This window comes from Klebsiella sp. 2680 (assembly GCF_900198535.1).
In the GTDB taxonomy this organism is placed as follows: Bacteria; Pseudomonadota; Gammaproteobacteria; order Enterobacterales; family Enterobacteriaceae; genus Klebsiella; species Klebsiella indica.
In genome coordinates this window covers 341,192-354,631 of record NZ_FZNJ01000003.1, presented here as the reverse complement: position 1 = coordinate 354,631, position 13,440 = coordinate 341,192, and the positions used below count along the sequence as shown (strand labels likewise).

The 13,440-nt window shown below is 56.2% G+C and carries 5 protein-coding genes; 4 read left to right on the top strand and 1 reads right to left on the bottom strand.

Translation table 11 applies throughout. The annotated features are described in order from the left end of the window. Positions 1-2 precede the first annotated feature (2 nt). The 4 genes from recC to recD all read left to right on the top strand — a co-directional run bounded on the left by recC (position 3) and on the right by recD (position 11,765). Positions 3-3,377 (top strand): exodeoxyribonuclease V subunit gamma, encoded by a 3,375-nt coding sequence (recC, locus tag FN037_RS14900; RefSeq protein ID WP_142502569.1) that lies wholly within the window; start codon positions 3-5, stop codon positions 3,375-3,377. Between the two features lie 128 nt (positions 3,378-3,505). Beyond that, entirely contained in the window at positions 3,506-6,391 is a 2,886-nt protein-coding gene (ptrA, locus tag FN037_RS14895) for a pitrilysin (protein ID WP_142502568.1), read from the top strand. Next, positions 6,388-9,933, top strand: coding sequence for an exodeoxyribonuclease V subunit beta (gene recB / locus FN037_RS14890; RefSeq protein ID WP_138360146.1), 3,546 nt, complete (start codon positions 6,388-6,390; stop codon positions 9,931-9,933). The genes ptrA and recB overlap by 4 nt, the downstream gene beginning before the upstream one ends. Continuing rightward, positions 9,930-11,765, top strand: coding sequence for an exodeoxyribonuclease V subunit alpha (recD, locus tag FN037_RS14885; protein WP_142502567.1), 1,836 nt, complete (start codon positions 9,930-9,932; stop codon positions 11,763-11,765). Before recB ends, recD begins: the two co-directional genes overlap by 4 nt. 192 nt (positions 11,766-11,957) lie before the next feature. Here recD and argA read toward each other — a convergent pair whose 3' ends face one another. Beyond that, positions 11,958-13,289 (bottom strand): amino-acid N-acetyltransferase, encoded by a 1,332-nt coding sequence (gene argA, locus FN037_RS14880; RefSeq protein ID WP_138360144.1) that lies wholly within the window; start codon positions 13,287-13,289, stop codon positions 11,958-11,960. Positions 13,290-13,440 lie beyond the last annotated feature (151 nt).

Sequence of the window (13,440 nt, the reverse complement as noted above, 5' to 3'; positions counted from 1 at the left end):
ATATGTTAAGGGTGTACCATTCAAACCGTCTGGATGTGCTGGAAGCATTGATGGAGTTTATCGTCGAGCGTCAGCCGCTGGATGACCCTTTCATGCCGGAAATGGTTCTGGTCCAGAGTAGCGGGATGGCGCAATGGCTACAGATGTCGTTAGCCAGACGATTCGGCATCGCAGCCAATATCGAATTCCCGTTACCCGCCAGTTTCATTTGGGACATGTTCGTTCATGTACTGAAAGATATCCCTGGCGAAAGCGCGTTCAGCAAGCAAAGCATGAGCTGGAAGCTCATGACCCTGTTACCACAGCGGCTAAATGACGATGCTTTTATGCCGCTATGTCACTATCTGAGCGATGATAACGACAAGCGCAAACTTTTCCAGTTGGCGGCAAGAGTGGCGGATCTCTATGACCAGTACCTGGTTTATCGCCCCGAGTGGCTGATGCGCTGGGAGGACGGCCAGCGCGTAGACGGGCTGGGCGAGGCGCAGGCATGGCAAGCCCCGCTGTGGAAGGCGTTAGTGGAATATACGGCTGATTTGGGGCAGCCGCTGTGGCATCGCGCCAATTTGTATCAACGCTTTATCAGCGCGCTTGAAGCCGCGAAGGAACCGCCTGCCGGGCTCCCGTCCCGGGTATTTATATGCGGCATCTCGGCGCTGCCGCCGGTGTATCTGCAGGCGCTACAGGCGCTGGGAAAACATGTGGATGTTTACGTGCTCTTCACTAACCCTTGCCGCTACTACTGGGGGGATATTAAAGATCCCGCATTTCTGGCAAGGCTGATGTCTCGCCAGCGCCGTCACCACCGCGAAACATCGCGAGAGCTGCCGCTGTTTCGTGATACGGCGCTGGCGCCAGGACTGTTCAACGATGCCGGGGAGCAAGATGTCGGCAACCCATTGCTGGCCTCATGGGGCAAGCTGGGGCGCGACTATATCTATCTGCTGGCGGGTCTGGAACGCTATGACGAGCTGGATGCTTTCGTCGATATCGTGCCGGATAATTTGCTGCACAATCTTCAGGCGGATATTCTCGACTTGCGCAATGCGGCGGTGACCGGACGCAGCGCGGAGGAGTTCGCCAACAGCGGCGGCAAGCGGGTTTTAGCGGCGGACGATCGCAGCCTGACGATCCACGTCTGTCACAGCCCGCAGCGCGAGGTGGAAGTGCTGCACGACCGGCTGCTGGCCATGCTGGAAGAGGATCCTGAACTGACGCCGCGCGATATTATCGTTATGGTGGCGGATATTGATAGCTATAGCCCGTATATTCAGGCCGTCTTTGGGAGTGCGAGCGGTGAACGCTGGCTACCGTGGGCCATCTCTGACCGTCGCGCCCGTGAGTCGCATCCGGCGCTACAGGCATTTATCACTCTCCTTTCTCTGCCGGAGAGTCGCTTTGCCAGCGAAGATGTGCTGGCGCTACTGGATGTCCCGGTGCTGGCCGCGCGGTTTAACATTAACGAAGAGGGGTTGCGCTACCTGCGCCAGTGGGTAAACGAATCTGGTGTCCGCTGGGGGATGGATGACGACAACGTTCGTGAACTGGATCTCCCGGCGACCGGTCAGCACACCTGGCGATTTGGCCTGACGCGTATGTTATTAGGCTACGCGATGGACAGCAGTGAGGGGGAGTGGCGCTCGGTGCTACCTTATGACGAATCGAGCGGGCTTATCGCCGAGCTGGTTGGTCATCTCGCATCATTGCTGATGCAGCTTAATCTCTGGCGCCGCGGCCTGGCGGAAGATCGCCCGTTAGCCGAGTGGCTACCGGTATGTCGCGATCTGCTGAACGACTTTTTCCTTCCGGATAGCGAGACGGAAGCTGCCCTGGCGTTGATTGAGCAGCAGTGGCAGGCCGTGATTAATGGCGGGGTAGAGGCGCAATATGCTGAAGCGGTGCCGCTGTCTTTACTCCGCGATGAGCTGGCTCAACGGCTCGATATGCAGCGAATCAGCCAGCGATTTCTCGCCGGGCCGGTGAATATTTGTACTCTGATGCCAATGCGCTCGATTCCTTTCAAGGTGGTTTGCTTGTTGGGTATGAATGATGGCGTTTATCCGCGTACCCTGCCGCCGTTAGGGTTTGATTTAATGAGCCAGAAGCCGCAACGCGGGGATCGTAGTCGTCGTGATGACGACCGTTATCTGTTTCTTGAAGCGCTGATGTCCGCCGGGCAAAAGCTGTATATCAGCTATATTGGTCGTTCAATTCAGGATAACAGCGAGCGCTATCCCTCCGTACTGGTCCAGGAGCTGGCGGATTATATTGGTCAGAGCCACTGCCTGGCTGGCGATGAAGCTCTGGATTGCGATGCCAGCGAACGTCGTGTTAAAGAACATATTACTCATCTGCATACGCGTATGCCTTTCGATGCGGATAATTTTCTTGCGAATGAAGAACAAAGCTATGCCCGGGAATGGCTGCCAGCCGCCAGCCAACAGGGGGCGGCCCACAGCGATTTTATCCAGCCGCTGCCCGCGCTGGAAATAGACCACCTGCCTTTCGGGCAGTTGCTGCGTTTCTGGCAGCACCCTGTCCGCGCCTTCTTTCAGCAGCGGTTACGGGTTAATTTTCGCCCGGAGGAGAGCGAGATCCCCGACGATGAGCCCTTCACTCTCGAAGGTTTGAGTCGTTATCAGTTGAACCAGCAGTTGCTCAATACGCTTATTGAGCAGCAGGATGCTTCGGCAATGTATCGTCGTTTCCGCGCGGCCGGGGAGTTGCCCTATGGCGCTTTTGGCGAGCTGGCCTGGGAGGCTCAACGGCAGGAGATGCAAAACCTGGCTGAGCGGGTGATCGCCAGTCGGCTGCCCGGGCAAAGTATGGAAATTGATCTGCAATGTAACGGCGTCAACATTACCGGGTGGCTACAGCAGGTACAATCTGACGGTTTGCTGCGCTGGCGACCATCGATGTTAAGCATGGCGCAAGGAATGCAACTTTGGCTGGAGCATCTTGTCTATTGTGCCAGCGGAGGAACGGGAGAAAGCCGGCTGTTTGTGCGCAAAGAAGGGGGGTGGCGTTTCCCCCCGCTGGCGCAGGAGCAGGCTCAGGAATATCTGAATGATCTGGTTGATGGTTATCTGCAAGGCATGTCTGAACCACTGCTGCTGCTGCCGGAAAGCGGCGGCGCGTGGCTAAAAGTCTGTTATGACGCTGAGAAGAATATCATGTTAATGGATGAAGAGACGCAACAAAAAGCGCGTAGTAAATTTCTTCAGGCTTATGACGGGAATATGGTGGTCCGCGGTGAAGGTGCAGATGTCTGGTATCAACGCCTGTGGCGAACGCTGGAACCAGCATACTATGAAGAGATCATCGCGCAAACGCAGCGCTATTTACTGCCGATATTTCGTTTTCATCAGTCCGCATAACATGGCGATAGTATAAAAATTGCGCAAAAGAATGGCGGTTCATTTATGATGCGCAACAAATCACGGACTGATGTTTGATAAGGCTGCATATGGTGCAGCGCCAGGTTTGTTAATAATGAGGTTCGTGAATGCCCCGCAGTGTATGGTTTAAGGTTATTGTCATACTGGTCGCCCTTTGGGCGCCGTTAAGTCAGGCAGACATCGGATGGCAACCTATTCAGGAAACTATCCGTAAAAGTGAAAATGATCCCCGTCAATATCAAGCGATTCGCCTGGATAATGACATGGTGGTGCTGCTGGTCTCCGATCCGCAGGCGGTGAAATCGCTGTCGGCGTTGGTTGTTCCTGTCGGTTCTCTGCAGGACCCCATTGAACATCAGGGGCTGGCCCACTTTCTTGAGCATATGACGTTAATGGGCTCGAAAAAGTATCCCCGGCCCGATAGCCTCGCCGAATTTCTCAAAATGCACGGCGGCAGCCACAACGCCAGTACCGCGCCGTATCGCACTGCGTTCTATCTTGAAGTGGAAAATGATGCTCTGGATGGTGCCGTCGATCGTCTGGCTGACGCCATTGCCGCGCCGCTGCTGGATAAAAAATATGTCGAACGCGAGCGTAATGCGGTTAATGCTGAACTGACCATGGCGCGAACCCGGGACGGGATGCGAATGGCGCAGATTAGCGCGGAAACCATCAATCCGGCGCACCCTGGTTCGCATTTTTCTGGTGGTAACCTTCAGACGCTAAGCGACAAACCTGGCAAACCGGTGCTTGATGCGCTTCACGCTTTCCGCGACAAATGGTATTCCGCCAACCTGATGAAAGCGGTGATCTACAGCAATAAGCCTTTGCCGGAACTGGCGGGCATCGCGGCTGCCACCTATGGTCGCGTACCGAATCACGCTATCAGCAAACCGAAAATTACCGTGCCGGTGGTGACTGATGCGCAAAAGGGCATCATTATTCACTATGTTCCGGCGCTGCCGCGTAAAGTGCTGCGTGTGGAATTTCGCATTGATAACAATAGCGATCAGTTTCGCAGCAAAACTGACGAGCTGATCACCTATATGATCGGTAATCGCAGCCCCGGCACGCTTTCAGACTGGTTACAAAGGCAGGGGCTGGTTGAAGGAATCCGGGCGGATTCCGATCCGGTCGTCAACGGTAATAGCGGGGTGCTGGCCATCTCCGCGACCCTGACGGACAAAGGCCTGTCGCATCGTGATGAAGTCACGGCAGCTATCTTTAGCTACCTTAACCTGTTGCGTAGCCAGGGGATCGATAAACGTTATTTTGACGAACTGGCCCATGTGCTGGCGCTTGATTTTCGCTACCCGTCCATTAACCGCGATATGGATTACGTCGAATGGCTGGCGGATACCATGATCCGCGTGCCGGTCGAACATGCTCTGGATGTGGTAAATATTGCCGATCGCTACGATCCGCAGGCGATTAACGATCGGCTGGCGATGATGACGCCGCAAAACGCCCGTATCTGGTATATCAGCCCGAAAGAACCGCATAACAAGATGGCTTATTTCGTCGATGCGCCCTATCAGGTGGATAAAATCAGCGAGCAGACTTTTGCCGACTGGCAGTTGAAATCCAGCGCCATCGATCTCAAGCTACCGCAACTGAACCCCTACATTCCTGACGATTTCTCCTTAATTAAAAGTGACAAAGCCTGGCCGCATCCGCAGTTGATCGTCAATGAACCGACCCTACGCGTGGTTTATGCGCCGAGCCAGTTTTTCGCCAGTGAACCGAAAGCGGATATCTCGCTGGTTCTGCGCAATCCGCAGGCGATGGACAGCGCTCGTCGGCAGGTCATGTTCGCCCTCAATGATTATCTGGCGGGTATTGCGCTTGATCAGCTCAGTAATCAGGCGGCTGTCGGGGGAATCACCTTTTCTACCGGCGCCAATAATGGATTGATGGTCAACGCCAATGGCTATACGCAGCATCTTCCGCAGTTGTTTAGCGCGTTGCTCGATGGTTACTTCAGCTATACGCCAACAGAAGAACAGTTGAAGCAGGCGAAGTCCTGGTATGCCCAGATGATGGATTCGGCGGATAAAGGCAAAGCCTACGATCAGGCGATAGTCCCGATCCAGATGGTTTCTCAGGTGCCTTACTTTCAGCGTGAAGAGCGCCGGGCGCTACTGCCGTCAATTACGCTGCAAGAGGTGCTGGAATACCGCGAGAATCTCAAAACGAAAGGTCGCCCTGAATTTTTGGTGATTGGCAATCTCACGGCGGATCAATCCATCGCCATGGCGCGGCAGATTCAAAAGCAACTGGGGGCCGACGGCAACGAGTGGTGCCGTAACAAAAATGTGCGGGTAGACCGTAAACAACTGGCGATTTTTGAAAAAACTGGCAACAGCACTGATTCCGCGCTGGCCGCCGTTTTTGCACCGCCTGACGTTGACGAATACACCAGCTCTGCCGCCAGTTCTCTTCTCGGGCAAATCGTGCAACCGTGGTTCTATAACCAGTTGCGCACCGAAGAACAACTGGGCTATGCGGTCTTCGCCTTCCCGATGAACGTGGGCCGCCAGTGGGGTATGGGCTTCTTACTGCAGAGCAGCAACAAACAGCCAGCTTTCCTCTGGCAACGCTTCAGGGCGTTCTTCCCGACGGCGGAAGCCCGATTACGGGCGATGACGCCGCAAGCATTTGCGCAAATTCAGCAGGCGGTTATCAGCCAGATTCAGCAAGCGCCGCAAACGCTGAGCGAAGAAGCGTCAAAGCTGAGCAAAGATTTCGATCGCGGTAATATGCGTTTCGATTCACGTGATAAAGTAGTGGCTCAGATTAAACTGCTGACGCCGCAAAAACTTGCTGACTTTTTCCATCAGACGGTGGTGGATCCGCAAGGCATGGCGATACTCTCTCAGGTTTCCGGCAGCCAGAATGGCAAAGTGGAATACGCTCATCCGCAGGGTGGCAAAATCTGGGAAAAAGTCAGCGCATTGCAGAAATCTCTACCCCTGATGCGAGAAGATGAATGACCGACACCGCCGAGTCTCTTGACCCACTGCGCTTGCCCCTGACAGGCGAGCGTCTGATTGAAGCCTCTGCGGGCACCGGCAAAACCTTTACTATCGCCGCGCTCTATCTGCGGCTGCTGCTGGGGCTGGGGGGGGAATCCGCTTTCCCCCGGCAGGTCAGTGTTGAAGAACTGCTGGTGGTGACCTTCACCGAAGCGGCGACTGAAGAGTTGCGCGGGCGTATTCGCAGCAATATCCACGAGCTGCGTATCGCGTGTCTGCGTGACAGCACCGACAACCCTCTCTACGCCGGACTGCTGGCGGAAATCACCGATAAAGACCAGGCGGCGCAAACGCTGCTGCTGGCGGAACGCCAGATGGATGAAGCCGCGGTGTTCACCATTCACGGCTTCTGTCAGCGGATGCTGAGCCTTAACGCTTTTGAATCCGGTATGCTGTTTGAACAGCAACTGATTGAAGATGAATCACGCCTGCGCTATCAGGCCTGCGCCGATTTCTGGCGTCGGCATTGTTATCCGCTACCGCGCGATATCGCTGCGGTTATCGATGCGACGTGGAAAGGTCCGCGTGATCTTTTGAAGTCAATCGATCGCTGGTTGCAGGGGGAAGCGCCGCAGCTTAAATCTCCGCCGGCAGATGAAGAAACGCTGGCCGAACGCCACCAGCAAATTATCGGGCGCATTAACGCCCTTAAACAACAGTGGCGGGAGCAGGCGGGGGAGATAGCGGAGGTGCTGGAAAACTCCGGTCTGGACCGACGCAAGTTTAATCGTGGAAATCAGGGGAAATGGCTGGAGAAAGTGGATGCCTGGGCGCAGGAAGAGACCCTGAACTACCAGCTACCGGAGGCGCTGGAAAAGTTCTCCCAGGCCTTCTTGCTTGAACGCACTAAAGCGGACGGTTTACCGCCTGTACACCCGTTGTTTAGCGCGGTAGAGGCGCTACTGTCGTCAGCGTTAACCTTGACTGACCTGGTTATTGCCAGGGCGATGGTCGAAATCCGTCAGGCGGTGGCGCGGGAAAAACGTCGCCGCGGTGAGCTTGGTTTTGACGATATGCTCAGCCGCCTGGACGAGGCCTTGCGCGGGGATAGCGGAGACGCGCTGGCCTGCGCGATTCGTCAGCGTTTCCCGGTGGCGATGATCGATGAATTCCAGGATACCGATCCACAGCAATATCGTATTTTCCGTCGTATCTGGCGGCGACAGGCGGATACCGCGCTGCTGCTGATTGGCGATCCCAAGCAGGCCATTTACGCTTTCCGTGGCGCGGACATCTTCACCTATATGAGGGCGCGCAGCGACGTGAGCGCCCACTATACGCTGGATACTAACTGGCGCTCTGCGCCGGGAATGGTTGAGAGCGTTAATCGTCTGTTCAGCCTCAGCGATAACCCTTTTATGTTCCGCGAGATACCGTTCCTGCCGGTGAAATCAGCAGAGAAAAACCAGGGGCTGCGCTTTACCGTCGATGATGCCGCGGTGCCGGCGATGAATATCTGGCTGATGCCGGGCGAAGCCGTTGGCGCGGGAGATTATCAGGCGTTTATGGCTCAGCTTTGCGCGACGCAAATTCGCGACTGGCTCAGCGCCGGGCAGCAGGGAAAGGCGCTGTTATGGCGTGGGGAGCGCGCGACACCGGTGCAGGCTTCGGACATCACGGTGCTGGTGCGTAACCGTCAGGAGGCATCGTTGATCCGTGATGCCCTCCAGCTGTTGTCGATTCCGTCCGTGTATCTCTCCAACCGGGATAGCGTATTTGAAACACCGGAAGCACGGGAACTGTTATGGTTGCTGCAGGCGGTGCTGGCTCCCGATCGTGAAGAAACCTTGCGCAGTGCGCTGGCGACGTCAATGTTCGGCCTTAACGCGTTCGATATTGACAAGCTCAATCAAAATGAGCGGGCCTGGGATGAGCTGGTCGAGGAGTTTAGCGGTTACCGGCAAATCTGGCGGCAGCGTGGGATCATGCCGATGCTGCGCGCGCTGATGACAGCGCGAAATATCGCGGAAAATTTGCTGGCGACCCGCGGCGGCGAGCGGCGGTTGACCGATATCCTGCATATTAGCGAGCTACTTCAGGAGGCAGCCAGTCAACTGGAGAGTGAACATGCGCTGGTACGCTGGCTGACGCAGCATATCGCTGAGCCGGATAGCAATGCTTCCAGCCAGCAGATGCGCCTGGAAAGCGACAAACACCTGGTGCAGATTGTCACCATTCATAAATCGAAAGGGCTGGAATATCCGCTGGTCTGGTTGCCGTTTATTGCGCGTTTTCGCAAACAGGATCAGGCCTTTTATCATGACAGAGATTCCTTTGCCGCCGTTCTTGATCTGGGAGAGGATGACGGCAGCATGGCGCTGGCGGAAGCCGAGCGTCTGGCCGAAGATTTGCGCCTGCTGTATGTGGCGCTCACCCGCTCAGTCTGGCACTGCAGCCTTGGCGTCGCGCCGCTGAGCACCCGGCGTAGCGACAAACCCGGCGTCAGTGACTTTCACCACAGCGCGCTCGGTCGCCTGATACAGAGGGGGGAAGCACTGGATGCCGCAGGGCTGATGGCGCGTTTGCAGGCATTTTGTTGCGAAGATATCGCCCTGCAGATCCCCACGCTGGCGGCGCAAACGCCCTGGCAGGCTCCGCAGACGCCATTGCCGCCGCTCTCTGCGCGTAGGCTTGCGCGTACGATAGCTGACGACTGGCGAGTTACCAGCTACTCTGGTTTGCAGCAGAACGGGCACAGCGCGGCGCTGGACCTTCTGCCGCGGCTTGATGTCGACGCCGCGGGCATCGGCGAAGTGGGGGAAGATTCGCAGCTCACGCCACACCAGTTCCCGCGCGGCGCGTCGCCGGGGACCTTTTTGCACGGTCTGTTCGAAGATCTCGATTTTACCCGGCCGATACCTGCCGACTGGGTGGCGGAAAAACTGCAGCTTAGCGGGTTCGATGAAAAGTGGACGCCGGTGCTGACTACGTGGCTGGATGGCGTGCTGCGTACCCGTTTACCGGGCGCGGAGATCGCCCTGAACCAGCTTAGCGCAGGAGATAGACAGGTGGAGATGGCATTTTATCTGCCGATTGAACAGCCGCTCGATCCGCTGCGTCTGGATGCGCTGATTCGTCAGTACGATCCGCTCTCCGTCGATACGCCGATTCTTGATTTCCGCCAGGTGCGCGGCATGCTGAAAGGCTTTATCGACCTGGTGTTCCGCCATAACGGCCGTTATTACCTGCTGGATTACAAATCCAACTGGCTGGGAGAGGATCGCGAGGCTTATACCCGGCAAGCGATGATGCAGGCAATGCGTTCGCATCGTTACGACTTGCAGTATCAGCTTTACAGCCTGGCGCTGCACCGCTATTTGCGTCACCGGGTCGCGAATTACGACTATGAACGCCATTTCGGCGGTGTGATTTATCTCTTTTTACGCGGCATGGACGGGCAGGATGACGGGCAGGGGATTTTTACCACTCGTCCGGCGCTACCGCTAATTGCTGGCCTTGATGCGCTGTTTGCCGGGGAAATGCAGGAGGTCGCGTTATGACCATGGATGAACTATTGCTGGAAGCGGTTGAGCAGCGCCTGCTGCGCCCGCTGGATGTCCAGTTTGCGTTGATGGTGGCGCAAGATGCGCATCCGACGGTGAAACTGGCGGCCGCGATTCTGAGCCGCGACGCCGGAGAAGGGCACGTCTGCCTGCCTGTTTCGTGTCTCAAAGACGATGAGCTGCTGCATGCGAAAACGGTGAACCTGGGCGAGAAAATCCGCGAGCTGACGGGCGATCCAGACGACTGGTCAGCACAACTGCTTGATTCTTCGGCTATCAGCCGTGGCGAGCGCGCGACGCCGATGATCCTCTGCGGGGAGCGGCTCTACCTCAACCGGATGTGGCGTAATGAATTAACCGTTGCACACTTTTTTAACCAGACTAATCAGGTGCTGGATATAGATGAAAGCCTGCTGGCTTCAACGCTCAATGCGCTGTTTCCCCCGTCTGATGATGTTGACTGGCAAAAAGTGGCTGCGGCGGTTGCTCTGACCCGACGCATTTCGGTGATTTCCGGCGGCCCGGGCACCGGTAAAACGACTACTGTCGCCAGACTACTGGCGGCGCTGATTCAGACGAACACGCGTCCGCGTTGCCGTATCTGTCTGGCGGCGCCAACCGGTAAAGCCGCCGCGCGCCTGACCGAATCCCTGGGCGCGGCGCTACGCCGTCTTCCGTTAACGGAAGAACAAAAGGCGCTGGTGCCAACCGAAGCCAGTACCTTGCATCGTTTACTGGGCGCTCAGCCGGGGAGCCAGCGGCTGCGCTATCACGCCGGAAATCCACTGCATCTCGATGTACTGGTGGTGGATGAAGCCTCAATGATTGACCTGCCGATGATGTCGCGTCTGATCGATGCGCTGCCTGAACACGGCCGGGTTATTTTTCTCGGCGACCGCGATCAGCTGGCTTCGGTAGAGGCCGGGGCGGTACTGGGTGATATTTGCGCGTGGGTCAATGTGGGATATACACCGGAGCGGGCGGCGCAGCTTGCCCGCTTAACCGGTCAGCCGGTCCCTGCGGGCGAAGGCGAGGTGGCTGGAGCGTTGCGCGACAGCCTGTGTCTGCTGCAAAAAAGCTACCGTTTTGGTCGTCATTCCGGCATCGGGCAACTGGCTTACGCGGTTAACCGCGGCGAGCGGGGCGCAGTCAGAGCAATCCTGCGCCAGCCATTTGATGATATTGCTTTGTACCCACTTAGCACCACGGAAGAGTATGAATCCATGCTTATTCAGGCGCAGGCGGGCTATAGTCGCTTCCTGCAACGGCTACGCGAGCGGGCCGGGCCAGAAGAGGTGATTGCCGCATTTACTGAATTCCAGTTGCTGTGCGCTCTGCGCGATGGCCCCTATGGCGTTAGCGGGGTGAATGAACAGCTGGAGCAGATGCTCAACCGTCAGCGGGCCATCGCTCTGCCACGATATTCCCGCTGGTATGAAGGACGTCCGGTGATGATCTCCCGTAACGACAGCGCGCTGGGGCTGTTTAACGGGGATATCGGTATCGCCCTGGAAAGAGGCGATGGTCTGCGAGTCTGGTTCCCGATGCCTGATGGCCGCATTAAGTCGGTCCATCCTGGCCGCCTGCCGGAACACGATACCGCCTGGGCGATGACGGTGCATAAATCGCAAGGGTCAGAGTTCGATCATGCGGCGCTGATTCTACCTTCCCGTAGCGTGCCGCTGGTGACCCGTGAACTGGTTTATACCGCCATTACCCGCGCGAAACAGCGGTTGTCGATATATGCCGATGAGCAGGTGCTTACCCAGGCAATCGTCGCGCGTACTGAACGGCGCAGCGGTCTGGCGGATATTTTCGCCGGGAAGTAAATGTATACACGCTGGCGGATCCGTTGTATGTCTTTCAGGGCATGGCACACGAGACCATCGGCAGGGCAAAATCAGTGTCACCATCATTTTCAGATGATAAAAAATTACCGCAATTATCCCCGGTCACACAGGCGTTTCCGGGGAGCGGCGTTTACCGTGCATACGCCGTTATGACGGGACGCAGGAGGAGAATCAGGTCAGATCAGCCATCAGCACTTTAGAACGGCGTTGGTAGTTGTACATCTTTTTTTTGCTCTCCGGCAGCAACTCGACGTCCACCGGGGTAAAGCCACGCTCCTGGAACCAGTGGATGCTGCGGGTCGTTAGCACAAACAGCTTGCTCAGGCCCATTTGTTTCGCCTGGGCGGCAATACGCTCAAGCAACACTTCACCGCGCGATGAACTACGATAATCCGGATGCACAGCCACACAGGCCATCTCGCCAATCTTCTCTTCCGGGAACGGGTACAGCGCAGCGCAGGCGATGGTGGTGTTATCGCGCTGAATAATGGTGAATTTGTCGATTTCCATCTCCAGCTGTTCGCGCGAGCGACGCACCAGGATACCCTGCTGTTCAAGCGGGCTAATCAACTCAAGGATCCCGCCGATATCGTTAATCGTCGCGCGGCGGATCTGCTCGGCGCTCTCCATCACTATCTGGGTGCCGATACCGTCACGAGAGAACAGCTCCTGCAACAGCGAGCCGTTTTCCTGGTAGCTAATCAGATGGCAACGACGTACGCCGCTGCGGCAGGCTTTCACCGCACCGCGCAGGAAACGAACCGTACCGGAGCTATAGTCTGCGTTTGCTTCCATTTCCTCCACTCGCGCCTGAGCTTCGTTGGGGAACAGTTCGGAGACGATATCGCCATTCTGGTCGTAGACCCCCTGAGAAGAACAAAAACCGATCATTTTTTCGGCTTTCAGCTTAATCGCCAGTTGGGTGGCAATCTCTTCAGAGGTCAGGTTAAAACTTTCGCCGGTAACAGAAACCGCAACCGGGCCCATCAGGACAATCGCGCCGTTATCAAGCTGGCGGTGAATGGCTTCTTCATCAATACGCCGAATGCGCCCGCTGTGGCAGTAATCCACGCCGTCATCGACGCCTAACGGTTGCGCGATCAGGAAGTTGCCGCTGACCACGTTGATGTGGGCCCCCTGCAACGGCGTGTTGTTGAGGCTCATTGACAGGCGGGCGGTAATTTCCAGTTGCAGCATACCTGCGGCCTGCTTAACCAGTTCGAGAGTTTTGGTATCAGTCACTCGGGTTTGTTTGTGGTAAACCGGCTCGTGGTGATGCTCCGCCAGGTTGGCATCAATTTGCGGGCGTGCGCCATACACCACCACCAGGCGAATTCCCAGACTGTGAAGCAGGCCAATGTCATTGACTATACTGGAGAAATTGTCATGCTCAATGGCTTCTCCGCCCAGCATGATGACAAACGTTTTACCCCGATGGGCATTAATATAGGGAACAGAATGGCGGAATCCCTCTACCAGTTCGGTGCGACGTTCCTTCACCATTACACAACCTCAATGCATGATTATTCGTAATTACTGTATTTTTATTCCGTTTTATTGGCAAACGCAAGCCCCAATTTATTGCTGAATCGGAGAAAACGGAACCCGGTTGTCAAAGATTGTTTACCCTTTTATAGATGACAGGTTATACGCC

Coding starts and splice junctions, on each gene's coding strand:
- recC (WP_142502569.1), top strand. CDS start 3: ATGTTAAGGGTGTACCATTCAAACCGTCTGGATGTGCTGGAAGCATTG.
- ptrA (WP_142502568.1), top strand. CDS start 3,506: ATGCCCCGCAGTGTATGGTTTAAGGTTATTGTCATACTGGTCGCCCTT.
- recB (WP_138360146.1), top strand. CDS start 6,388: ATGACCGACACCGCCGAGTCTCTTGACCCACTGCGCTTGCCCCTGACA.
- recD (WP_142502567.1), top strand. CDS start 9,930: ATGACCATGGATGAACTATTGCTGGAAGCGGTTGAGCAGCGCCTGCTG.
- argA (WP_138360144.1), bottom strand. CDS start 13,289: ATGGTGAAGGAACGTCGCACCGAACTGGTAGAGGGATTCCGCCATTCT.